Origin of the sequence: Paenibacillus sanfengchensis (assembly GCF_036864765.1) — a bacterium.
Lineage (GTDB): Bacteria > Bacillota > Bacilli > Paenibacillales > Paenibacillaceae > Fontibacillus > Fontibacillus sanfengchensis.
In genome coordinates this window covers 239812-262378 of sequence record NZ_JBAGJC010000003.1, presented here as the reverse complement: position 1 = coordinate 262378, position 22567 = coordinate 239812, and the positions used below count along the sequence as shown (strand labels likewise).

Sequence of the window (22567 nt, the reverse complement as noted above, 5' to 3'; positions counted from 1 at the left end):
GCGCCATTAGTTTTTTATAGAGGGAGTTCGCGAACCTCTCCCATGCTTTGAGGCATGGACTTTCTCCAATGGTTACGGGGCGTGGCCCCGAAGACCATTATACCACACTGCGGGTCCGTGAGGGGTTGGGGTAAAATTTGGGGTCAGTATGAAAAAAAGCTTTTTTTCTCTATTTACAAGCCTAACCCCGTGGATGATAATGGAAGGATAACTAGGAAGGAAGGTGAAATTTTTAATGAAAAGAAACAAAATAAAGTGGCTGGCGCTCCCTCTAGCGTTGATCTTGGTCGTTCTTGCGGGTTGCCAGGCCGTAGCCGGATTTGATATCAACAAGGCGCTGCTCCAAAGTGTGAAGGTCACATCCAGCGAATCCAAACAGTCCATGTCGGTTGAATTGGTTCCGGTCAACGGGACGATTTCCGCCGAGGACCGGAAGGTTATCGATCTTATCAATTCCATTAAACTTACCGTAGACAGTGCGAAAGTTCAGGATATGAACCATGTTTCGATAAAAGGGGCCGTAGGTTACCAGGACAAGAAGCTGCCGTTCCATCTGTCTATGGACGATAAAGGCATGGCGGTTCAGGTTGAAGGCGCCAAACAGCCAATATACATAGGGCTCGACCCGGCGATGGACGAAATGCCGAACATGACGGCGTACCGTGGACAAATGCAGCAGCTTTCCGAAAAGGCTGCCGAGTTTTTCCTGAAGCATTTGCCGAACCCAAGCCAAATTTCCGTGAAAAATGTCCGGGAAACGGTGAACGGAGAAGCTGTGGATTTAACGCATCTGCAGGTGGAAATCCGCGGGGATGAGCTGATCGGTCTGATCAAGCCTTTCCTGACCAGCCTCGCGAAGGATGAGCAGGGCATCAAGGATCTCATCGGGAACGCCTACGACGTGATTTATCCAATGTTGACCGAAATGGGCGGCGATTTGGGAGCCAGCGGTTTCCTGCCGGAATCCAAGGAAGCGACCGTGGCTGCGCTATCGGCTGCGTTTCAAGAGGAATTGAACAAATTGCTGGCTGATTACGACAAGGGCCTGAAGGATCTTTTGGCGGAGACGCCGGAGCTCTCGACCGTTTTCGGCAAGGACACCGTTCTGAAGCTGGGCATTTATTTTGACAGCAAGCAAAACATCCGCAAGGAGAATGCGGAGTTGACCATCGCTCTGCCGGCTGCCGAGGATCTGCCGATTCAGGCCGTGAAGCTGCGGATGGACAGCGAAATGTGGAATATCGGGGGAACGGTGAACGCCGAACCGGTAAATACAGCCGCCGGGGTGCTCGATGTCATGGAAGGAACAGTGACGCCGGGACAGCTTCTGCGTAACTTTGACAGCAATTCGGAAGTTTACAAGCTTTTGAAGAATGAGATGAAGATCACGAACAAACTGATTTTCGTTGACCCGTACAATGATTACTACGGCGTAACTTCCAAGAACAACACTTCGTTCATTCCGCTCCGCTATTTGTCCGAGCAATTTGATGCCCAGGTAAAATGGAACAGCGGCGCGAATCAAATCGTCATTACGGACGATATTACGGGCGGGCAAATTATCGTGAAGATAGGCGCGAAGCAAGCTACGGTGAACGGCCAGACCGTGAATTTGGGCCAGCCGGCGTTTGTGGACAGCGATGGAACGACCTACGTGCCGCTGCGCTTTATCGCGGAATCGCTCGGAGCCACGGTGACTGTCGATAGCGAAGGCTTCATTACTATTGAGCGTCCATAATATTGAACTATAAAAGTAACCCTGTCAGAACAGTGACAGGGTTACTTTTTTGTGGACAATTCCTACTGTCATGAGATATGATGTGATTCGGAAAATGATAATCATTATCAATGATGATGGAGGGTCAACGATATGCGTTTTAGAAAGTCCAGTTTGTTGTCTTTGACAGCGATTCTTCTGGTCTCGATCGTTCTTGCCGCTTGCGGAAGCCAAAACGGCGGAGGGGGCGGAAATACATCGGCGGAACAAAATAGCCAGGCCGGGGGCAATCAAGCTTCTGGCGGGAATACCGAACAGGCGGAAACCAAAGTGTTCAAAGATCTGAAAGGGGATGTGACGGTTCCGACGAATCCGCAGCGGATCGTATCCATCACGCACTTGGGCGATTTGGCCGCGCTCGGCGTTAAACCGGTCGGCGCCGGATCTGTAGCGCTGGAGAACTCTATTCTTTTGAAGGATGAACTCGAAGGTGTGGCGAATGTTGGGGACGTCTCCATGGAGAAGGTGCTGGAGCTCAATCCGGATCTCATTATCGTGCCGTCCTATTTGCCGGCGGACAATGTGGAGCAGTTGAAAAAGATCGCTCCGGTGGTTACGCTCGCCACGACCGGTTGGGAAGGGATCGACCCGTTGGAGGAAGTAAAAACGCTGGGCGAATTGCTCGGCAAGCAGAAGGAAGCGGAGGAATTCATTACCCGTTACAAGCAGAAAACGGAAGAGGCCAGGAAGAAAATCCAGGAAGTGATCGGTCCGGACGAGAAGATCGGAACGTATTCCATCTGGGCGAAAAACTTCTGGGTATGGCCTAAGACGAGAGACGCCGGATATAACCTGTATGAAATGTTCGGGCTTAAGCCGCTGCCGAAAATTGAAACGGAAGCCTTCTCGGGACAGGGGATCGATATTTCCCTGGAGGTCTTGTCCGACTATGCGGCCGATCACATGTTTGTGACGGTTTACGAGCCTGACGGCGGGGCGGAGCGCGCCAAGGAAATCATGAACGGTGCGGTCTGGAAGAACCTCCCGGCCGTGAAGAACAATCATGTCTATATGCTGGATATGAAAGAATTCTGGATGGTGGATGGTCTGAACCTGGAGAAACAGGTTGATATTTTGACGGAGCTTATTTTGAGCCAGAATAAAAAATAGACCGCAAACCCTTGCACAGGGCTGGTGATTCGCAATGTCACAACTGCGAATCGCCAGCCCTGTGTTTATTTGTTTATCCGCGCGGCGGGGTTTCCGCGGTTTCTCTGGCCGTCCGCCGCATATGGCTCTTATCCGCCTGACCAGCTTCAAAGGGAAGATGGCCGCCGCCGATAGCCGGTCAAAGGGGGCGATCCAAACTCTGAAGATACTCCATAACCGCGTTGCTGTTCAGGAACACATAAGGCGAATCGGGACGGGGGATCTCGGTGACGCGTTCCGCGGAGATCGTGATGATTTCTTTTCCTTCATGCGCCCCGGTCTGCAGGGTACCCTCGACCTCGATCCAGGCGTCATTTTGCAATGAAGGCAGCGGTTCCCGAGAAATGACCGGAACGCCGAACGGATAAGCATCCGCCGTGCAGCACTGCACCAGGAAGCGGCTCAACACGAATTCCGTCCGCTCCGGCGCCTCTTTCTTCTGATAGACGAAGCCGCTCAGCTTGATTTTTTTGCCCCGGAAGTCCTCTTTAAAAAGCTCGATCGCTCCGATCATCTCCGAAAAAATCTCCGGCTTGACCTCAATGACGTCCTGAACGTAAAGCCGCTTGGCGAGCTCGGCGAACTCCTCGTTGTATTTGTCAGGCGCCTTGAACTTGCCGTCGAGCTGTTCCCGGCTGAGCACCGGCGAGCCAAGGATCATCCCTTTCCGGGAAGCGTCCGCGCCGTCCAGCGCCTGGTCGGGAAGGACCAGACCCAGCAGGAGCGGTGTCAGGAATAAGGCATAGGCCAACGCATGCTTGAATCCGGAACCGGTGACGGTATGATCCGAGCCGCATTCGCACACCGCGCCGTTTCCTTTGGCGAAAAAGGCATGGTACACCAGCGTCACGGCGACGAGGACCAGCGGGATGACGCTCAAGCGGAGCCAAAGGCGCATCTCGGGCGCGACATATAGCTGCAGCTTCCCCGAGGCGGCAAGGTGAGAAATATACAGGGCGAAGCCCAAAAGGATGAGTGCGCGGAGGAGGTAGTGACGTTTGGCGGCGGCAGCATTGGATTTCAAGGCGGGGTCCTCCTTTTATGTGAAATAGAAAGCATCCACGGCGACGGCGCCGATAAACACGACCGCAAAGATTAGAAAGGCTAAGTACAGGACGAATTTCGTTTTGAAGACGGAAAGCAGCATCAGCGTGTTTTTAAAGTCCAGCATCGGCCCGAAGACAAGAAAGGCGAGCAAAGATCCGGACGAGAAAGTCGTAAGAAACGTCTGCGCCACGAAAGCGTCGGAGGTGGAGCAGAGGGACAGCAGGTAGGCGAAGCCCATCATGAACATATAGGAGCTGACCGAACCGCTTCCGATATTCGTCAGGCTTTCCTTGGCTACGAACGACTGGATGCCGGCCGTAATCAGGCAGCCGACGAGCAAGTATTTGCCCATATCGAAAAATTCATCGGAGGTATGGACAAAGACGGCCGCCCATTTACTTCCGCGAGGCCGGTCCGCAACCTCCGTTCCTCCGCCGGACACGGGGGTCATCGTATTTCGGGTGAGCTTGAGCGGAGAGCTCTTCCATGTGGCATAAATCATGAATCCGATGGAAGCGGACACCAGGAAGGCCAGTCCCATCCGCGCATACACCATTTCGGGATATAGACGGAAAGCCATGTAAGTCGCGCCGTAAACGACGGGATTAATGATCGGTCCCGATAGAATAAAGACGATGGCGATGTAGACGGGCATTCCTTTTTGAATAAGCCTGCGGATCAGCGGAATCATGCCGCATTCGCAGATCGGAAAGACGAGCCCCAGCACGCAGGCGGCGAGAATACCGGCCGCGGGATTTTTGGGAATCCACTTGTCCAGCGCCTCTTCGGTGACGAAGAGGTGGAGCAGCGAGGACAACAGCGACCCTAACAGCACGAACGGCAGGGCTTCCAGGAGAATCCCGAGGAAGCTTGTCCGAAACGTTTGCAGAAAGGACAGATCAAGGGAAGGCAGCAGTTGCGGCAAAATAACGGTCAGACAGGCCAAGGTAAACGCGGCCGGAATCAGAACCGGAAGCAGACGGAGCGGCGCGGGCTTGTTGATCATTGGATATCCCCTCTTTTGGACAGTTAATCATAATCATTACTATTTAAGGAGAAGGCACTTAAGAACGAAAAACCGAAAAATTTACAAAAATAAATAGAGCGGATACCCGATTTTTTCGGGAAGCGGTCGTTGACAAACCGGGAGGGCGGTATTATAGTAGTGTTTGTTAATCGTAATGATTACGAATAAACAACAAAGGAGTTGTTCTTTTGAGAGATAGCAAAACGATTCCGGTTACTGTGCTTTGCGGCTATTTGGGTTCGGGAAAAACGACGCTGCTCAACCATATTTTGAATCACCGCGGCGGGATGAAGGTGGCCGTCATCGTCAATGACATGAGCGAGATCAATATCGATGCGGGTTTGATCCAAAACGGGGCGAACTTATCGCGGACCGAGGAGAAGTTGGTCGAGCTTTCCAACGGCTGCATCTGCTGTACGCTCCGGGATGATTTGCTTCAGGAGGTTCAGCGCTTGGCGGCTGAAGGAAGGTTCGATTATATATTGATCGAATCCACCGGGATCAGCGAGCCGGTCCCGATTGCGCAGACCTTTACATACGCGGATCCTGAGACGGGGATTGATCTGACGGCCGTGGCGAAGCTGGACTGCATGGTCACCGTGGTGGATGCCTACCGGTTCTGGCATGATTTCTCCTCCGGGGAAACTTTGCTGGATCGGGGGCAGGCTGCGGGGGAAGAGGATACCCGGGATGTCGTCGATTTGTTGATTGACCAAATAGAAACTTGCGATGTCCTGATTCTGAATAAGTGCGACCTGGTGGATGAAGAAGAACTGAACGAGCTTGAAGGGGTGCTCCGCAAGCTGCAGCCGACCGCCAAGCTGATCCGCACCGCTCACGGGGCGGTGGACCCGGGCGAGATTTTGAATACCGGATTGTTCGATTTTGAACAAGCGAGCTTGTCCGCCGGCTGGATCAAGGAGCTGGAGAAAGAGGAGCATACCCCGGAAACGGAGGAGTACGGGATCAGTTCCTTCGTTTACCGGCGGAAGCTGCCGTTTCATCCCGAACGGCTCTTCGGCTTTATGGCCGAATGGCCGACGGAAGTCGTGCGGGCTAAAGGCCTGGTATGGCTGGCCACCGGTCAAGATTTGGCCGCCAGTTTAAGCCAGGCCGGACCCTCCATTCAGTTCGGACCGGCCGGGCAGTGGGTGGCGTCTTTGCCGGAAGAGGACCGCCAGGCGGTATTTCGGGAAGAGCCGGAGGTTAGGCGCAAATGGGATCCGGTTTGGGGAGACCGCCTGAATGAAATCGTCATGATCGGTATGGACATGGATCGAAGCCATCTTGAAGCGGAGCTCGACCGGTGTTTGCTGACGCCAGAGGAGATGGAGCTGGACTGGTCGGAGTTTCATAATCCGCTGCCGTGGATTTCCGCAGAGGATTACGCGGGCATCCGCTAAGAACATGACGGGCGAAATCAAGAGATGAAGGAGGTGGACAGCATGCGGGTCGTGGTAACCCTGGCTTGTACCGAATGCGGCGACCGGAACTATACGACAACCAAGAACAAAAAAACACATCCGGAACGCCTGGAATTGCGCAAATACTCACCAAGACTAAAGAAATACACCATTCATAGAGAAACCAGATAAGAAAGGTTTGACTTGAGATGATTCTATCTTCCGTACGGGATGTGGTGTTCGGTTATGGCGACGCCCCCGTTTTAAACGGAATTTCCCTGGAGATACATGCGGGGGAATTCGTGGGCATTACCGGCCCGAACGGGGCCGCCAAAACGACCCTGCTGAAACTGATGCTCGGCTTGCTTAAACCTTGGCGGGGAGAGGTGATCATCCGTGAAGAGGCTCTGGGGCAAGACGGGCTGAGGATCGGTTACGTCCCGCAGCAGGTCGCTTCCTTTAACAGCGGATTCCCCAGCACGGTGCTGGAACTGGTCAAATCGGGGTGTTATTCCCGGCTGGGCCTGTTCAAGCGGTTTGGACCGGAGCACGAGGCGCTGGTCGAGCGCTGCCTCAAGCAGGTGGGGATGTGGGAATACCGCCACCGGAGAATCGGCGAACTGTCGGGAGGACAGAAGCAGCGGATTTGCCTCGCCCGGGCACTGGCCGGGGAGCCGAATGTGCTGATTTTGGATGAGCCTGCGACCGGGATGGACCGGGAGAGCCGGGGCGGGTTTTACCGGCTCATGCGGCATTATGTCACCGAGCATGGCATCACGGTCATCATGGTGACGCATGGGCTGGAGGAGGCCCAGCCCTTTCTGGACCGGATCATCTCATTGGAGCAACAGGAAAGCGAGGAGTGGACATGTTTGACTACGAGTTCATGCGGCGCGCGTTTTGGGCCGGCGCTTTTCTCGGAATAATCGCGCCGATGCTGGGCGTCTACTTGATGCTTCGGCGGCAGGCGCTGATGGCCGACACGCTGTCGCACGTCTCGCTGGCCGGAGTGGCCTTGGGCTCGCTGGTTTCCATGGACCCGCTGCTTTCCGGGTTCGCGGCCGCTGTCACCGGGGGGATCGCCGTGGAATATCTGCGGCGCACCTATCGGTCATATAGCGAGGTTCCGGTCGCTATTATTATGACTTCCGGCCTTGCCTTGGCGATCGTGCTGATGAGTCTGCAAACAAGCTTGAACAAAAGCTTCAGTTCTTATTTGTTCGGCTCCATCGTGGCCGTCAGCCCGCTGCAGCTCTGGGTCATCGGCGGGATTGCGGCGGCGGGTCTCATCTATTTTGCGGTATTAAGAAGGCCGCTTTACAACCTGACCTTTGACGAGGAAACGGCCCGGATCGCGGGAACCCGAGTGAAGGCTTTATCCTTTTCCTTCGCGGTTTTGACCGGGATGACGGTGGCCGCGGCGATGCCGATTGTCGGCGTTCTCCTCGTCTCTTCGCTGATGGTGCTGCCGGCCTCCCTGGCGCTGCGCATCTCCGGCGGCTTTGCCTCCGCGATGGTCATTGCGGTCGGCACCGGGCTTGCGGGTATTTTTAGCGGGCTGACGGCTTCTTATTATACGGATACACCGCCCGGAGGGACGATTGCCCTGATATTACTTTTGTTTTTAGTGACGGGGATCACCGTGAAAAAGGGAGTCGTCTATGCGAAAAAACGCAGACATCCGCTCAACCCGGAGCAGTTCTACTCAGAAAATAAAGCAAAGGAGAATGCCTCATGAAGATGAAAAAAATCGCAAGGTCCGCCCTGCTGTTTAGTTTAATGCTCGTGATTTCGGCCTGCGGAGCCAAAGGAGGGGCGGGAGGCGCCGATCAGGCCGCGCCGGAAGCCCGGGATACGGCTGCTTCCGCGCCGGAGGTCCGGGAGAAGCTGAAAGTGCAAGCCAGCTTCTACCCGATGTATGAGTTCGCCAAACAAGTTGCCGGCGGCCTGGCGGAAGTCGAGCTGCTCGTACCGGCGGGTGTGGAGCCGCATGACTGGGAGCCCGCGCCCTCGGACATGAAGAAGATTGAGGAAGCGGACGCGCTGGTCTACAATGGCGCCGGCATGGAAAGCTGGATCGACCAGGTGCTTGGTGCCGTAAACAACGATAAGCTGGTCAAGATCGAAGCGAGTCACGGCATCGATGTCCTGGAGAGCTCGGAAGGCCACAGCCATGGGCAGGACGAAGGGGAGCACGCCCACGAGCATGGGGAGGAAGCCGGGCATGAGCATGAAGGCGAAGCCGAGGCGCATTCCCATGAAAATCATGAACATGCGGAAGGCGAAGCCCATCAGGAAGAGGGCCATGAGCACAGTCATGACCACGACCATGGAGGCCTTGATCCTCACGTTTGGCTGTCCCCCGTGTTGGCGATCCGGGAAGTCCGCAATATTGAGGCCGGGCTGTCGGAGGCCGCTCCGGAACATAAGGAACAATTCAAGAAAAACGCGGACGCCTATATCGCCAAGCTGGAGCAACTGGATCAGGAGTTTAAGGACGGTCTTGCCGATGCCAAACGCAAGGATTTTATTACCCAGCACGCAGCCTTCGGTTATTTGGCCAAGGCATATGGCTTGACCCAGGTCCCGATCGCCGGGCTTTCGCCGGACCAGGAGCCGTCTGCGTCCCGGATGGCCGAAATCGTAGCTTTCGCAAAAGAGCATAAAGTGAAAACGATCTTATTCGAAACGATCGTTTCTTCCAAGGTTGCGGAGACGATCGCGCAAGAGATTGGCGCGAAGACCGCGGTGTTGAATCCGATCGAAGGACTGACGGACGAGGATAAAGCCGGCAATTTGGATTATATCGGCATAATGCGTTCAAATCTGGCGGCGCTGAAGGCGGCGCTTCAGGAATAGTACATATAGGCTGTTCCAACTAAAACATGACCGGCCCAGGGCCGGTCATGTGATGTTTTTACCGTAAAATATTTCATCCATCTCGATCTTCAGACGCTCCGTGATTTCATCCTGCTCCCGCAAACTGAGCTGATCCTTGGTGTAGCCGAACAGATAGTTGTTCAAATCGAATTCGCGCAGTTTGCATTTCGTGTGAAAGATATGCTCCTGATAGACATTGACATCAATCATATGATACTCTTCCAACACTTCGTCCGGGATGTAGTTTTGAATGGAACTGATCTCATGGTCGATAAATAGTTTCTGTCCGTTAATGTCCCGGGTGAAGCCTCTGACACGGTAGTCGATCGTCATGATGTCGGTGTCGAACGAGTGGATCAGATAATTGAGCGCCTTCAGCGGTGAAATCTCCCCGCAGGTGGAAACATCGATATCGGCCCGAAAGGTACTGATCCCTTCATTCGGGTCATATTCCGGGTACGTATGAACGGTGATATGGCTTTTGTCCAACTGAATGACCACATTATCCGGCAAAGGTCCGGGCGATTCCTCGTACGATTCGTTCGGGATCTCAACGACCGGTCCCTCGGAGACGAGCACGGTTACGCTGGCTCCTTGAGGCACATAGTCCTGCTTAGCCACATTGAGGACATGCGCGCCGATAATCTCGGCGACCGTCGTCAATATTTTCGTCAGCCGGTCCGAATTGTACTGCTCATCAATATATGCGATATACGCCTCACGCTCTTCTTTGGTTCTCGTGTAACAGATGTCGTACATATTAAAGCTCAGCGATTTGGTGAGATTGTTGAACTCGTGGAGCTGAATCCGCTGCTCTTGGGTCAGTTTCATAAGGGAAATCCCCCTTCGGCTAGTCTCCCGGTAGTGTGATTGCATTTCCTTACTTTTATACCCAATTTGGCGGGGAAAAACACTGGCAGGACAGAATCGGACAAATCGGATTCGCCAAAGAGGGAGATAGATGGTTTGGGAGATACGTTGCCAACATCACAAGTGTAGATATAAAGCGCCACCACCGTCGGAGTCTGCACACTAACGGGAAAACCTCCCGTTAATGCACCGTTCTTGGCTCTAGGATCGGATTTAGCTGGAAAAGTTCCAGCTATTTCGCGGCCCAATTGTCGATAAACCTAATTTCAGGCGGATTAACGGGAGTTTTTCCAGCTAAATTGCCTTTGCAGCCCCGTAGGCACCAATTAACGGGAAGAATTCCCTTTAATTTGAACCAAACCAAGCTGTAAGCCAAGCCTGTGAAAAGCCCCTTCACATCGCTGTCCAATAGGCAAATCAACAGTTCAATCTAGGGTCTTACTTCTTACTCTTGGGAAAAAGAGAGTCAACCCTGATTTCGGGGTCCACCCCGGGCTATAATGCTCTTTACGACCTATGATTTGCGCGGAACCAAATCGGAATATAACAGCGGGCCAAAAGGCACTTATTTCGGCGGGAGGTATGGGCTAATCCCCGGAAAACGAGACGGTAACTCCCATCAAACGCATATCTTCGATCAACCGGCCGACCTGAACCAGATTAGCCTGGAAATGCAAGCCGGGCCTCCGGATAGAACCGTCCAGGTATTGCAAAAGACAGGCGGCGACGGGGATCGCCGTAAGCTGATAGCCGTCCTCATGATCGAGCGATCCGGTGAAGGCGGCGGGGCGGCCGTTCTTGACTCCTTTGGCCTCCAATTTGATCACCGTCCCGTAAGGCGGCTTGCTGAATCGCAGCAGCCCCCAATGCATCCATTTGCCGATCCATTGCGAGGCGTGGCGGGGGAAAAGCCGGAAGGCGATCATCCCCAAGGGAATGACTACCCAATCGACAAAGCCGTTAAAGCCTCCGACATAAAAGCCCGTCTCCTTCAGGCCCGGGTAGCGGACGGGAAGCTCGCGCATTTCCTCCAGCATCATGGCCGTACACCGGTTAACACCGAAGGGGTGGCCGAAATCCATTTTCCGCATGCCGCCTTTTTTCCAGCGCCCATCGGAGAAATAGGCCGCGTTAAAATCTTTGAGCTCGTCAACCAGCTCCAAAATGGTGGCCCGCGTCGGATTCAGGGCCGGCCAATCGATGCGGATGACGCTGCCTACCTCGGCGGTCTCCAGATGATCCAGGCTGTCGGCCGCCTGGTGAACAAGTACGGCGGCCAAGCCGGGGTGAAAGCCGCCGTCCGTAATGAAGCAGCGGCCCGCCTGAAGGACGGCCGACTCCAGGCTTTTCAAAACGTCCAATTTATGAGAGGAGTACTGTATATCCAGATAATCCGTCGCGGTTTCCAGGGCGGCGGCGGCGATTTCCCGGGTATACTGGGATGTGCTTGAGGCGACCACGACGAGATCCGCCCTTGCGAACACCTTGATTAGGGTTGAGGTCTGCGCCGCGTCGGCATATTGCCCTTCGACCCTGCCGCTGCCGGATCGGGCGTTAAGTTCGGCGGCAGCCTCCTTTGCCTTGGCCTCATTCCGGCCTGCCAGAATGAGTTGAGCCGAGGTGCGCTGCACCAGCAGCCGGGCGATCATATATCCCGTAATCCCGTATCCGCCAAGGATAACAATGGTTTTTGTGTTATTTTTCACAAAATCAGTCCTGTCCCGTTAGATTAGGAACTGCTCCTGCTTTTAACTCTATCATGGGAAATTAGCCGGTGAACATAGGAAGTATTGAAAAAAATGACAAAAGGAAAACATACAATTTATATATGATTTTATTTAAAATTATTACGGTATTTTTGCGCAAGCGAAATATGGTAGGGTATTAAATGGAAACGCTTTCAAAATTTCGATAATTCACAGGAGGGATTTTGAAGATGAAAAAAAGGCATTACCGACCATTTCTGTCGCTGGCGTTGGCTGCTGTGATGCTGGTGACGGCCTTCTCGGCAACGGCATCGGCGGACCCCAAAAACGAAAAGGCTTCCAAGCCTGCCGCAAAAACCGGCATACAGGCCTACGTGGAAAATATGCAGCCGGGCTGGAATCTGGGTAATACGCTGGACTCGACGGGCAATGACGAAACATCCTGGGGCAATCCCCGCGTAACCAAACAACTGATTCAACAAATTGCGGCCCAAGGCTATAAGAGTATCCGTATTCCGGTAACCTGGGACCAGCATATCGGAGGAGCTCCGGGATATACGATCGATCCCGCTTACATGAATCGCGTGGAAGAGGTCGTCGATTGGGCGCTGGACGCCAAACTCTATGTCATGATCAATATCCACCATGATTCGTGGATCTGGGTCAGCCATATGGAAAAAAAACATGATGAAGTGATGGCGCGGTATCAGGCGGTCTGGACGCAAATTGCCGATCGGTTCAAAAACCACTCCAATAAATTGATGTTTGAAGCCATCAACGAGCCCCGATTTACGGACGGGGGAACGACAGATCATGCGAAGCAGCATGCCATGCTGAAAGAGCTGATCACCTCGTTCCATAAGATCGTCAGAAATTCCGGCGGGAACAACGCCGATCGCCCGTTGGTCATCCCTACGCGGGAAACTTCCCCGGCCCAGGAGGACCTGAATGAGCTGTACAATACGATCGTCAAGCTGAATGATCCCAATCTCATCGCAACGGTCCACTATTATGGGTTCTGGCCGTTCAGCGTGAACATTGCCGGTTACTACAAGCTGGAGAAAGATACCTTGAACGATTTGACCACCACGTTCAACAATGTCCACAATACGCTGGTGGCCAAAGGGATTCCGGTCATTCTCGGCGAATACGGCCTACTCGGCTTCGATAAGCACACCGGAGTGATCGAGCAGGGGGAGAAACTGAAGTTTTTTGAGATTTTGACCCACTATCTGAAAGAGAAGAACATTACGCATATGCTGTGGGATAACGGCCAGCATTTCAACCGGACGGCACATCAATGGAATGATGCGGAGCTGTTTAATATTATGAAAGCCGGCTGGAAAAACGGGCGCGCCTCGACGGCGGATACGGATCTGGTCCACTTGAAAAAAGGCGGTACGGTCCAGGACGCCAAGGTGAAGCTGAACTTGAACGGCAATAAGCTTACAGGGCTATGGGTCGGCGGCGACCATCTCGTTGAGGGCACCGATTACACATTAAACGGCGAGGAATTGACGATCAAGGCTGCCCGTCTCTCCAAGCTGATCGCCTCCGGCCAACTGGGGCAGAACGCCGTCTTGAACGCCAAGTTTAACCAGGGACCGGATTGGAGATTCAAGGTTATCGTCTTCGAGAAACCGGTGCTCGGCAATGCGACGGGAACCACCGAGAAATTTGCCGTTCCTGTCGACTTCAAAGGCAACCAGTTAGCCACGATGGAAGCCGTATACGCCGACGGAAAAAATGCCGGTCCGCAGGACTGGACGTCCTACAAGGAATTCGGATATGCGTTCTCTCCGTCCTACGACACCAAGGAAATTCAACTGCTGTCCAACTTCTTTAAGGAAGTAAAAGATGGAGAAGTCCAACTGAAATTCCACTACTGGAGCGGGGAAATCGTCAGCTACAAAATTACGAAATCGGGCACAAATGTGACCGGTCAACCGGCAGGGAATTAATAAGAGAGAAATTAACAAGTTGCGGGTTGCGGGAAAGGGGATTCCTGCGCAGCCCGCACTTTTCTTTATATACGTATTTATTTTCCCGAAAAAAGGCATTGTCTCCCTTGGTAAATTAAGGTATGATAGAATCCTTCTCACAAAAATCGCCTTGTCTGAAGTGGACGGAAGAGCCGTCCAATACGCTTATCGGAGGTGCTTCATGCTTTATTTCACATTGGCTTCCAAAGCCTATGCCCGCAATTTGCAGTACCGGAGTGCACATATGGTGCACAATCTCGCGAGCGCGATGTTCGGCTTCATGTACGCCTGCATCTGGATCGGGCTCGGCAGGGACCATCCCCTGGGAGATTACGGAACCGAAGGAATGGTGAGTTACATCTCTTTTACGCAGACGCTCCTTTGGGTCACCAGTTTTATCTCCAACGGCCTCGGCATTCCCCAATCCGTCAGAACCGGCCAAATCTCGCTCGATTTGATGCGGCCCGTTCATTTGTTCAGCCATATGATGGCCAAGGAATGGGGCCAAATCGCCTATCAATTCGTGTATAAGTCCATCCCGATCTATCTCCTGTACGTTTTAGTCTTCTCTCTTCAACTTCCCGATCAAGGCGTGACTTATTTGTATACGGTCCTTAGTGTGCTGGGAGCCGCATACTTGTCCATCTGCATCAACTACCTTATCGGTGTCAGCGCGCTGTGGACGACCGAGTCCTCCTGGCTGTACTGGGGGAACCATGCCCTGATTAATCTGCTGGCGGGATTTTTTATTCCGCTCGAGTGGCTGCCCCGCTGGCTTGAACAGATCGCCTGGATGTCGCCCTACCCGTATCTGCTTTATGCGCCGACCACGATCTATCTCGGTATGGGTGACCCAAGGATGCTTTGGGGGACCTTGCTATGGTGCGGCTTGCTCACTGCAACTTGTTTGCTGGCCACCCGGCTGCTGCGCAGGAAAGTGGAGGTGCAGGGCGGATGAAGGCGGAGAACTGGCTTAAATTGTACCGATTGCTGATCCGGACCAGCATCCGCAGCCGGATGCAGTATAAATTTAATTTCGTCCTCGCCTCTTTGCTAGCGGCCCTGATCCAGATCTCCGAATTTCTGGTGATCGCGATCGTGCTGCATAAATTCGGAGCGATTCAGGGCTGGTCGCTGTATGAGGTCGGATACTTGTTCGCGGTCATCACGCTATCCAAAACGGTATACCGCACATTTGCGGACGAGGTGCACCATCTGGAGAAATACCTCGTCAGCGGCGACTTCGATCAGCTCCTGACCCGGCCTATCCCTGTCCTTCTCGCGTTGATGCCGCAAAACTTCCGGATTATGCTCGGCGAGGTTTTGCAGGGCGGGTTTATTTTGTGCTGGTCGCTGGCAGGAATGATGAGGGCAGGGCAGGTGGGCTGGACCGCAGTGCCGCTTACTCTGATGACCGTTCTGACGGGTGCGGTTATTTTGTTCTCCATCGGCCTTGCTACGGCCACGATCGGATTTTGGACAACCCGGATCGAGGAACTGCAGAACCTTACAGAGGATGCCGCGCGAACGGCGGCGCAGTATCCGCTGACACTGTACCCGAAGTGGATGTCCTCAGTGCTGCTGGTGCTGATTCCGGTGGGATTCGTAAACTATGTGCCGTCCCTGTACATCCTCCGCGGCGAGCTTGGCGTTTGGGCGCTTGCGGCAGTAGTCGGGGTTGCGGCCTTGTGCCTCGGAGGAAGTTTGCTGTTTTGGCGATTCGGTATAACCAAGTATCAGAGTACGGGAAGCTAAGGAGGTTTTGGAACGATGATTGAGGCAAGAGACTTGCATAAGGAGTTTAAAACGGCCGTCGTCAAGGAAGGGCGATTTTCCGGGCTGCGGACGTTGTTCTCCAGGGAATACCGGATAAAGGAAGCTGTACGGGGCATTAGTTTTCAAGTTGAACGGGGAGAATTTGTCGGCTATATCGGTCCGAACGGAGCCGGAAAGTCGACCACTATCAAGATGCTTACGGGCATTTTGCATCCGACCTCCGGCGAAGTCACCGTGGGCGGATATAATCCGCACCGGGAACGCCGGAAGGCGGTCAGGCAGCTGGGGGTGGTGTTCGGGCAGCGCAGCCAGCTTTGGTGGGACTTGCCGGTTAAAGATTCCTACGACATCCTGGCCGAGATGTACGGAGTAACGGCCATGGAGAAACGGCAAAGGCTCGGCGGCTTTGCCGAGCTCTTGGACCTGCACGAATTTTGGCATACCCCCGTCCGGAAGCTGTCGCTCGGTCAGCGGATGCGGGCGGACATTGCCGCCGCCCTGCTGCATGATCCCGAGCTGCTGTTTCTCGACGAGCCGACGATCGGACTTGACGTCCATGCCAAAGTAAGCATCCGGGAATTTTTGCGGGTGCTGAATCGGGATTTCGGGAAGACGATCCTCCTGACCACCCACGATATGGATGATATTGAGCAGTTGTGCGGCCGCGTGATGGTCATCAATCACGGAGCATTGACCTACGACGGGTCCATTCCCTCGCTGCGGGAAACGATCGGCTTGCCGACGCGGATGACCCTGAAATTCCGGGGGCCTTTCCAAGTCCCGGAAAGCTCCGAGGTTTCCGCTTCAACCGGGGGAGTTCGGATCATCGGTGTCGAGGGCGATACGGTTCGTCTGGAGGCGGACCGCCGGGAAATCCGGACGGTGGACATTATCCGGGAATTGGATGGTTGGGGAGAGATCGATGACGTCTCCATGGAGGAGCCGGAATTTGAGGAGATCATCCGCCGCTTCTCGTCTTCCTGAATCATGCCCTTGCCGCGAGACGACCGGCCTTATTCAGTCCCTTTTTCAGAAATTCATAGCAAAGGGCCGAGTTCCGGGGTAAGCTTAACAAAGGGATCACCAATACCGGAGGGATCAAAAGATGCGGTTTAAAAATGTATTTTCAATTATAGGACCGGCCATGGTCGGTCCCTCGAGCTCCCATACCGCCGGAGCGGTAAGAATCGGGAGGTTTGCCCGTCAACTGCTGGGTGAACCGCCCAAGGAAGCCCGAATCTGCTTTTACGGCTCGTTCGCGGAAACCTACAAGGGGCATGGCACGGACCTCGCCGTCGTCGGGGGAATCCTCGATTATCGCACGGATGACGAGCGGATTCGCCGCTCGCTGCAGATCGCGGAAGATTCGGGGATACAGGTGCAGTTTAGCACCGGAACGGCTCCCGGACTCCATCCGAATACGGTGAAAATCGTGCTGTCCGCAGGGGAAAAAACCTGCGAAGTGACCGGGGCTTCCATCGGCGGGGGGACGATTTCCATCCGGCAAATGAACGGTTTCGAAGCCAAGTGTTCGGGAGAGCTCCCGACCCTGGTCGTCGAGCATGCGGACCGGCAGGGCGTGTTGGCCGGAATTACCGCACTTTTCAGCCGTGAAGATGTGAACATCGGGTATATTAATACGGACCGTAAGGGGAGAACGGGCGAAGCCCTGACGGTCGTGGAGGCGGATCAAGTTATTCCGGATTCGCTGATTGGCGAAATCTCGGCTCTGCCCCATATCAGCCGGGTTTCTCTTATACATCTCACTTAATAAAAAGGCAGTTTAACCTAACTTAAGGAGCGGGTAAGATGCGTTTTCGGAATTTAAGGGAGCTCATCGAAGTATGTCGGTCGGAATCCAAAACGATTTCGCAAATTATGCTGGAGGATCAGGCCGAGGAGAGCGGTCAGCCGGAAGCCGAAATCATGGCCGTGATGACGGAGTATTATCAGATTATGAAAACGGCCGTTCATAAAGGCTTGACCGAGGAAGTCACCTCCATGAGCGGATTGACGGGCGGGGATGCGAAGCGCGTGGAAGCCTACCGCAAAACCGCGGATCCTTCGGCCGGCGATATCGCCTGCCAGGCCATGGCCTACGCCTTGGCCGTTTCCGAGGTCAACGCTTCCATGGGCCGGATTGTCGCGACGCCGACGGCGGGCTCCTGCGGCGTTATTCCCGGCGTCTTCGTCAGTGCGCAGGAACGGTTCGGCTGGCCTGACGAGCACCTGGTGCGCGGTCTGTTCTGCGCCGGGGCCATCGGCTATGTCATCGCCAACAATTCCTTTATTTCCGGCGCGGAAGGCGGCTGCCAAGCGGAAATCGGCTCGGCCATCGGCATGGCGGCCGGGGCCATGGTGGAGCTGCGCGGCGGCAGTCCGGAACAGGCGGTGCACGCGGTGGGACTGGCCCTGAAAAACACGCTCGGCCTGATCTGCGACCCGGTGGGCGGCTTGGTGGAGATTCCCTGCATCGTCCGCAACGGTTTCGGGGCGGTCAACGCGATGGCGGCCGCCGATATGGCTCTGGCCGGCGTCAAGAGCGCCATTCCTTCCGACGAGGTGATCGACGTGATGCTCGAGGTCGGTTCTTCGATGCCGAGCCGCCACCGGGAGACGGCCCAGGGCGGGTTGGCCCAGACGCCGACGGGCCGCAAGATCATGAAGGAATTGCGGGCAAGAAAAAAATAGCGGGCCGCGGCCCGCTATTTTTGTGCCCTATCATAGTTGTCGTTCCGACTTTAAAAAGGTTTTGACGGCCGGAGGCTCATAGGTCCCGAATTGATCCAGCAAACCTCCCGGCGTCACGTCGGATAAAACCATGGACCGGAATTTCTCCTGAATAAACTGTTCATCGGTCATATGGTTGAAGAGCTTGATCAGGAGATCGTAGTACCCCCCGAGGTTAAGCAGGCCGCAAGGCTTGCGGTGGAGGCCCAACTGGCCCCAGGTGAAAATCTCGAAAAATTCGTCCATCGTTCCCGCACCGCCGGGAAGGACGATGAAGCCGTCGGCGATCTCGGCCATTTTGCCTTTGCGTTCATGCATCGTATCGACGATGATCAACTCGGACAGGTTCTTATGGGCGATCTCCCGATCCTGCAAAAACACGGGAAGAACCCCGATGACTTCACCGCCTTCTTCCAGAACGGCATCGGCCACCGCCCCCATCAGCCCAACGCTTGAACCGCCGTAGACCAGGGAAAGCCCCCTTGTGGCCAGTTCTCTGCCCAAAGCGATGGCTCCTTGCTTATATTCGTCTTTTGCCCCGAAGCTCGATCCGCAAAATACGGCTATTTTTTTCATCCCATCGCCTCCTATATAATCTATCCGAATTATAGCATGACACTGTCATCCCCGTTTAAACAAAAAGACTCGGACCATGTTCTCAACCGCCGGTTGAAAGCTGCGGAAAATTCAAATGCCAGGTTATTGTGCTGCCGCTTCTTTATCCCCTAAAATGGGCTAGAGAAAAGGAGCGTGAAGCGATAATGAAAGAGAAGCTGGCTAGGAACATAAGCTACTACCGGAAGGAGAGGGGGCTCACGCAGGAAGAGCTGGCCCAAAGATTGGGCATCTCGTTCCAGGCCGTATCCAAATGGGAAAATGCCCAGACGATGCCGGACCTTGCCTTGCTGCCCGAGCTGTCGAGAAATTTGCGGGTCAGCGTTGACAAGCTTCTGGGCTATGTGCCTCAGGAGAGCACGATCACGATTTATGAGGAGGAGTACCGGAAAAAGCAGTCTTATTACTGGGGGACCGAGCCCAATAAAGCATGCTATGAGGTATTAAAAATCATGCCGCCCACCCGGCCGCTTAAACTGCTGGATATCGGCTGCGGAGAGGGCAAGGATGCGGTTTTCTTTGCCCGCAACGGGTATGACGTAAGCGCGTTCGACGTTACGGATGCAGGCATCGGGAAGACGAAGAGCCTGGCCGAACAAACCGGTGTTCAGGTCCATGTTTTTAAAGCGGATATTTCGGATTTCCGGCTCGACACTCATTTTGACATTTTATATTCCAGCGGAGTGCTGCATTATATCAAACCGGAGCTGCGAAACGAAATTTTTGCAAACTATAAACAATTTACCCGGCCCGACGGACTCCATGTTTTTAACGTCTTCGTAAACAAGCCTTTCATCGCGCCACCGCCCGAAAAAGAGCCCTACGCCTATCCCTGGCATTCCGGCGAGCTGCTCGGACATTACCATGATTGGCTCCTCGTCGAGAGTACCGAGGTCGTCTTCGATTGCAATTCGTCGGGCATTCCGCATCAGCACGCGATGACCAAAATGATAGCCCGGAGAATGGAGCCGCTGGTTTGAAGCCAAACAAGACTATGCTGCGGTTGACAATGTACCCTGCATAGTCTTTTTTTGCCTAAGTTTCAGGACTCCTTCCGCGAATATTGGTTCATGCTGACACTGGATTCTCTTACGATCAACCGCGGCTCGAATTCCACCCGTTCGTAATCCAAGGGATGCGCGGACTGGATGCGTTTCAGCAGCAGCTCCGCGGCAAGACGTCCCACCTCATTGCCCATAATCGACACCGAGGTGATTTGCGGTGTGGTGACGGCCGTCCACAAATTGTTGTCGATTCCGGCGACGGCCACATCCTCAGGAACCCGGACCCCCAACTCCTTGAACCGGTTCACAATCCCGATCGCCACCATATCATTCACCGCGTATATGGCATCCGGCATATGCTTCAGACTATAGAAATAATCGGCCGCCTGTCGTCCCGTTTCAAACGAAAAATCTTCACCAAAAAACACCAGAGAAGCATCCACTTGTCTCAATGACTGCTCATACGCCAGATAACGCTCTTCGATCTTGTCCTTGGGAGCGCCGGCATAAGCGATTCTTGTCCTCCCGATCTGCAGCAAATGCTCCATCACCAGCTTTCCTTCCTGACGGGCCAGTCCTACGATGTCCGCTTTCAGGTCGGAGCTAAGCTTTTTCCCGTAGTTGATGACAGATACGGGGATTCCGCACTGGTTGATCAAGTTCTCCAGCGTCTTCGGGTAAGCAAGCGGGAATAGGACCAAACCGTCCACATGCAGCTTCTTAACCTCCCGCAATATTTCAAGCTCAAGCCGGGCATTGCCCAGCGTATTAATCTGCACTACCCGGTACCCGTGCTGCTTGGCCGCCTGTTCTACAGACCATGCGATATCGGGAATGATCGCATTGCGGATATCGGGAACCGCCAGCGCAATCTGGCGGGTTTGGCGAATCTTCAGGCTCTGCGCCGAGGTATTCGGAACGAAGCCCATCTCTTCGATCACCTGCATGATGCGCGCTTTGGTCTTCGCGCTGATTCCCCCGCTATCATTAAGCGCCCTGGATACGGTGGCTATGCCGACCCCAGCTTGCTTCGCAACATCCTCAATCGTCACCTTTTTTCTGTACGCCATTCGAGTTTACCCCCTTCTATATAGGAATCGTTTCCGAGAATCAGCGAAAATTTTCACTCTTTAATTGCATTATAACATGTAATAGGCACCCCATTCATTGATGCTGTTAAATCAAATTACATTCATCACATATTACAGACAGAATCATTTGACAATATGTCAGATATGTGACAATATATACATCGGAAACGTTTCCCGAATTATTTTATATTTTAACTCTTTAAGCTTTTGAATTTGTGGCTTTTTCATTTTTTTCGTTTAAGACAGGGAGATGAGCTTTATGAAGGCATTGAGATGGCACGGAGTAAAAGACCTGCGGGTTGACAACATTGAAGAACCGACTGCCCTTAAAGGGAAAGTTAAAATAAAAGTGGAATGGTGCGGTATTTGCGGCAGCGATTTGCACGAGTATGCGGCCGGTCCGATTTTCATTTCACAAAACAGTCCGCACCCGCTCACAAATGAGAAGGCGCCTGTTGTCATGGGTCATGAATTTTCCGGACAGGTTGTTGAAGTCGGCGAGGGCGTGACGAAGTTTAAGGCGGGCGACCGTGTTGTGGTGGAGCCGATTTTTGCCTGCGGCAAATGTACGGCTTGCAGACAGGGCAAATATAATCTGTGCGAGCAAATGGGCTTCCTCGGACTGGCCGGAGGCGGCGGCGGTTTCTCCGAATATGTCGCTGCGGACGAGCATATGGTTCATAAAATCCCGGACAGCGTATCCTTCGAGCAGGGCGCTCTTGTGGAGCCTTCCGCCGTTGCGCTGTACGCCGTTCGCCAAAGCCAGTTCAAAGTCGGCGACCGTGCGGTAGTGTTCGGCGCGGGCCCGATCGGCTTGCTTGTCATCGAAGCCCTCAAAGCTTCCGGCGCAGCGGAAATCTATGCGGTGGAGCTGTCGGCAGAACGCAGAAATAAAGCGGAAGAACTGGGAGCCATCGGTTTGAACCCGGCGGATGTGGATGTTGTCAAAGAAATTCACCGTTTGACGGATGGCGGAGCGGATGTTGCCTTTGAGGTAACCGGCGTACCGGTCGTGCTGACTCAAGCCATTGAGTCCACGAAGCTGAGCGGCCAGATCATGATCGTCAGCATCTTCGAGAAGGAAGCCCCTATTCATCCGAACCGGATTGTTATGCAGGAACGCAACATTGCCGGAATTATCGGCTACCGTGATGTTTTCCCCGCTGTAATCAGCCTGATGAATCAAGGCTACTTCTCTGCCGAGAAGCTGGTCACCAAACGGATCGGACTGAACGAGATTGTGGAGCAGGGCTTTGAAGCCTTGCTGAAAGAGAAAAATCAGGTTAAAATCCTCGTTTCGCCAAATCTCTAATATTGTGAATACAGCAGCCGGTCAGGGGCATTCCTGTCCGGCTCTTTTTGTATGGCAAGTCATTTTCTGATATAGAGGAGTTTCGTCCGTTTCAAAATGAAGATATGCCCTTGCTCGGCGAGCTGTACCAAGCCGTAATGGAGAAGAACAAGGATGCCGTCTTTTAGTGGGTCGGCGATGAGGACAATTGGGAAAACG

At 53.8% G+C, this 22567-nt stretch carries 21 protein-coding genes and 1 riboswitch; of the genes, 15 read left to right on the top strand and 6 right to left on the bottom strand.

Going from position 1 to position 22567, the window contains the following annotated elements; genetic code table 11:
• A riboswitch (PreQ1 riboswitch) is annotated at positions 1–44 on the bottom strand.
• A 191-nt stretch (positions 45–235) separates the two neighbouring features.
• Together V4U84_RS07400 and V4U84_RS07395 are read left to right on the top strand one after the other, a co-directional pair.
• Positions 236–1738: a copper amine oxidase N-terminal domain-containing protein gene (locus tag V4U84_RS07400; RefSeq protein ID WP_334076985.1), complete on the top strand. Its 1503-nt coding sequence runs from the start codon at positions 236–238 to the stop codon at positions 1736–1738.
• Positions 1739–1870: 132 nt separating this feature from the next.
• On the top strand, positions 1871–2887 hold the full coding sequence (locus tag V4U84_RS07395; RefSeq protein ID WP_334076984.1) for an ABC transporter substrate-binding protein: 1017 nt from the start codon (positions 1871–1873) through the stop codon (positions 2885–2887).
• A gap of 178 nt (positions 2888–3065) precedes the next feature.
• Here V4U84_RS07395 and V4U84_RS07390 read toward each other — a convergent pair whose 3' ends face one another.
• Together V4U84_RS07390 and V4U84_RS07385 are read right to left on the bottom strand one after the other, a co-directional pair.
• The gene (locus tag V4U84_RS07390) at positions 3066–3950 is read right to left on the bottom strand and encodes a TIGR03943 family putative permease subunit (RefSeq protein WP_334076983.1); all 885 of its coding nucleotides are present in this window, start codon (positions 3948–3950) and stop codon (positions 3066–3068) included.
• 15 nt (positions 3951–3965) lie between these two features.
• Positions 3966–4979 carry a permease gene (locus V4U84_RS07385; protein WP_334076982.1) on the bottom strand — a complete coding sequence of 338 codons (1014 nt, stop codon included), beginning with the start codon at positions 4977–4979 and terminating at the stop codon, positions 3966–3968.
• 209 nt (positions 4980–5188) lie between these two features.
• Between V4U84_RS07385 and V4U84_RS07380 the strand changes: the two genes are divergently transcribed.
• The 5 genes from V4U84_RS07380 to V4U84_RS07360 are packed head-to-tail and all read left to right on the top strand — an operon-like array spanning position 5189 to position 9262.
• Positions 5189–6403: a GTP-binding protein gene (locus tag V4U84_RS07380; RefSeq protein WP_334076981.1), complete on the top strand. Its 1215-nt coding sequence runs from the start codon at positions 5189–5191 to the stop codon at positions 6401–6403.
• A 42-nt stretch (positions 6404–6445) separates the two neighbouring features.
• A complete protein-coding gene (gene rpmG, locus V4U84_RS07375; RefSeq protein ID WP_148450702.1) occupies positions 6446–6595 on the top strand; it encodes a 50S ribosomal protein L33 in 150 nt (49 codons plus the stop codon).
• Positions 6596–6612: 17 nt separating this feature from the next.
• On the top strand, positions 6613–7329 hold the full coding sequence (locus V4U84_RS07370; RefSeq protein WP_334076980.1) for a metal ABC transporter ATP-binding protein: 717 nt from the start codon (positions 6613–6615) through the stop codon (positions 7327–7329).
• Complete coding sequence (locus tag V4U84_RS07365; protein WP_334076979.1) at positions 7266–8141, top strand: metal ABC transporter permease; 876 nt, start codon at positions 7266–7268, stop codon at positions 8139–8141. The genes V4U84_RS07370 and V4U84_RS07365 overlap by 64 nt, the downstream gene beginning before the upstream one ends.
• Positions 8142–8143: 2 nt before the next feature.
• Complete coding sequence (locus V4U84_RS07360) at positions 8144–9262, top strand: metal ABC transporter substrate-binding protein (RefSeq protein WP_416367225.1); 1119 nt, start codon at positions 8144–8146, stop codon at positions 9260–9262.
• Between the two features lie 45 nt (positions 9263–9307).
• Here the strand turns inward: V4U84_RS07360 and speD are convergent, their stop codons facing one another.
• Positions 9308–10114, bottom strand: coding sequence for an adenosylmethionine decarboxylase (speD, locus tag V4U84_RS07355; RefSeq protein ID WP_334073756.1), 807 nt, complete (start codon positions 10112–10114; stop codon positions 9308–9310).
• A gap of 626 nt (positions 10115–10740) precedes the next feature.
• Positions 10741–11859, bottom strand: a complete 1119-nt coding sequence (locus tag V4U84_RS07350) for a saccharopine dehydrogenase family protein (RefSeq protein WP_334073757.1) — start codon at positions 11857–11859, stop codon at positions 10741–10743.
• 230 nt (positions 11860–12089) lie between these two features.
• Here V4U84_RS07350 and V4U84_RS07345 point away from each other — a divergent pair, with 230 nt between their 5' ends.
• From V4U84_RS07345 to sdaAA, 6 genes are all read left to right on the top strand, one after another.
• Complete coding sequence (locus tag V4U84_RS07345) at positions 12090–13820, top strand: cellulase family glycosylhydrolase (protein ID WP_334073758.1); 1731 nt, start codon at positions 12090–12092, stop codon at positions 13818–13820.
• A 202-nt stretch (positions 13821–14022) separates the two neighbouring features.
• Positions 14023–14799, top strand: a complete 777-nt coding sequence (locus V4U84_RS07340; protein ID WP_334073759.1) for an ABC transporter permease — start codon at positions 14023–14025, stop codon at positions 14797–14799.
• A complete protein-coding gene (locus tag V4U84_RS07335; protein ID WP_334073760.1) occupies positions 14796–15596 on the top strand; it encodes an ABC transporter permease in 801 nt (266 codons plus the stop codon). Before V4U84_RS07340 ends, V4U84_RS07335 begins: the two co-directional genes overlap by 4 nt.
• A gap of 15 nt (positions 15597–15611) precedes the next feature.
• The gene (locus V4U84_RS07330) at positions 15612–16601 is read left to right on the top strand and encodes an ABC transporter ATP-binding protein (RefSeq protein WP_334073761.1); all 990 of its coding nucleotides are present in this window, start codon (positions 15612–15614) and stop codon (positions 16599–16601) included.
• A gap of 121 nt (positions 16602–16722) precedes the next feature.
• Positions 16723–17388: an L-serine ammonia-lyase, iron-sulfur-dependent subunit beta gene (gene sdaAB / locus V4U84_RS07325; RefSeq protein ID WP_334073762.1), complete on the top strand. Its 666-nt coding sequence runs from the start codon at positions 16723–16725 to the stop codon at positions 17386–17388.
• Between the two features lie 38 nt (positions 17389–17426).
• Positions 17427–18308, top strand: coding sequence for an L-serine ammonia-lyase, iron-sulfur-dependent, subunit alpha (gene sdaAA / locus V4U84_RS07320; RefSeq protein ID WP_334073763.1), 882 nt, complete (start codon positions 17427–17429; stop codon positions 18306–18308).
• A 30-nt stretch (positions 18309–18338) separates the two neighbouring features.
• Here sdaAA and V4U84_RS07315 read toward each other — a convergent pair whose 3' ends face one another.
• The gene (locus tag V4U84_RS07315) at positions 18339–18923 is read right to left on the bottom strand and encodes an LOG family protein (protein ID WP_334073764.1); all 585 of its coding nucleotides are present in this window, start codon (positions 18921–18923) and stop codon (positions 18339–18341) included.
• Between the two features lie 185 nt (positions 18924–19108).
• Here V4U84_RS07315 and V4U84_RS07310 point away from each other — a divergent pair, with 185 nt between their 5' ends.
• Positions 19109–19942, top strand: a complete 834-nt coding sequence (locus tag V4U84_RS07310; protein WP_334073765.1) for a helix-turn-helix domain-containing protein — start codon at positions 19109–19111, stop codon at positions 19940–19942.
• Positions 19943–20004: 62 nt separating this feature from the next.
• Here V4U84_RS07310 and V4U84_RS07305 read toward each other — a convergent pair whose 3' ends face one another.
• Positions 20005–21036 (bottom strand): LacI family DNA-binding transcriptional regulator, encoded by a 1032-nt coding sequence (locus tag V4U84_RS07305; protein WP_334073766.1) that lies wholly within the window; start codon positions 21034–21036, stop codon positions 20005–20007.
• A 280-nt stretch (positions 21037–21316) separates the two neighbouring features.
• On the opposite strand from V4U84_RS07305, the gene V4U84_RS07300 reads away from it, so the two are divergent.
• Positions 21317–22369 (top strand): 2,3-butanediol dehydrogenase, encoded by a 1053-nt coding sequence (locus V4U84_RS07300; RefSeq protein ID WP_334073767.1) that lies wholly within the window; start codon positions 21317–21319, stop codon positions 22367–22369.
• Positions 22370–22567 lie beyond the last annotated feature (198 nt).

Excerpts from the sequence above, each read along its gene's own strand:
- V4U84_RS07400 (WP_334076985.1), top strand. The coding sequence starts at position 236 with ATGAAAAGAAACAAAATAAAGTGGCTGGCGCTCCCTCTAGCGTTGATC.
- V4U84_RS07395 (WP_334076984.1), top strand. The coding sequence starts at position 1,871 with ATGCGTTTTAGAAAGTCCAGTTTGTTGTCTTTGACAGCGATTCTTCTG.
- V4U84_RS07385 (WP_334076982.1), bottom strand. The coding sequence starts at position 4,979 with ATGATCAACAAGCCCGCGCCGCTCCGTCTGCTTCCGGTTCTGATTCCG.
- rpmG (WP_148450702.1), top strand. The coding sequence starts at position 6,446 with ATGCGGGTCGTGGTAACCCTGGCTTGTACCGAATGCGGCGACCGGAAC.
- V4U84_RS07370 (WP_334076980.1), top strand. The coding sequence starts at position 6,613 with ATGATTCTATCTTCCGTACGGGATGTGGTGTTCGGTTATGGCGACGCC.
- V4U84_RS07360 (WP_416367225.1), top strand. The coding sequence starts at position 8,144 with ATGAAAAAAATCGCAAGGTCCGCCCTGCTGTTTAGTTTAATGCTCGTG.
- speD (WP_334073756.1), bottom strand. The coding sequence starts at position 10,114 with ATGAAACTGACCCAAGAGCAGCGGATTCAGCTCCACGAGTTCAACAAT.
- V4U84_RS07345 (WP_334073758.1), top strand. The coding sequence starts at position 12,090 with ATGAAAAAAAGGCATTACCGACCATTTCTGTCGCTGGCGTTGGCTGCT.
- V4U84_RS07340 (WP_334073759.1), top strand. The coding sequence starts at position 14,023 with ATGCTTTATTTCACATTGGCTTCCAAAGCCTATGCCCGCAATTTGCAG.
- V4U84_RS07335 (WP_334073760.1), top strand. The coding sequence starts at position 14,796 with ATGAAGGCGGAGAACTGGCTTAAATTGTACCGATTGCTGATCCGGACC.
- V4U84_RS07330 (WP_334073761.1), top strand. The coding sequence starts at position 15,612 with ATGATTGAGGCAAGAGACTTGCATAAGGAGTTTAAAACGGCCGTCGTC.
- sdaAB (WP_334073762.1), top strand. The coding sequence starts at position 16,723 with ATGCGGTTTAAAAATGTATTTTCAATTATAGGACCGGCCATGGTCGGT.
- sdaAA (WP_334073763.1), top strand. The coding sequence starts at position 17,427 with ATGCGTTTTCGGAATTTAAGGGAGCTCATCGAAGTATGTCGGTCGGAA.
- V4U84_RS07315 (WP_334073764.1), bottom strand. The coding sequence starts at position 18,923 with ATGAAAAAAATAGCCGTATTTTGCGGATCGAGCTTCGGGGCAAAAGAC.
- V4U84_RS07310 (WP_334073765.1), top strand. The coding sequence starts at position 19,109 with ATGAAAGAGAAGCTGGCTAGGAACATAAGCTACTACCGGAAGGAGAGG.
- V4U84_RS07305 (WP_334073766.1), bottom strand. The coding sequence starts at position 21,036 with ATGGCGTACAGAAAAAAGGTGACGATTGAGGATGTTGCGAAGCAAGCT.
- V4U84_RS07300 (WP_334073767.1), top strand. The coding sequence starts at position 21,317 with ATGAAGGCATTGAGATGGCACGGAGTAAAAGACCTGCGGGTTGACAAC.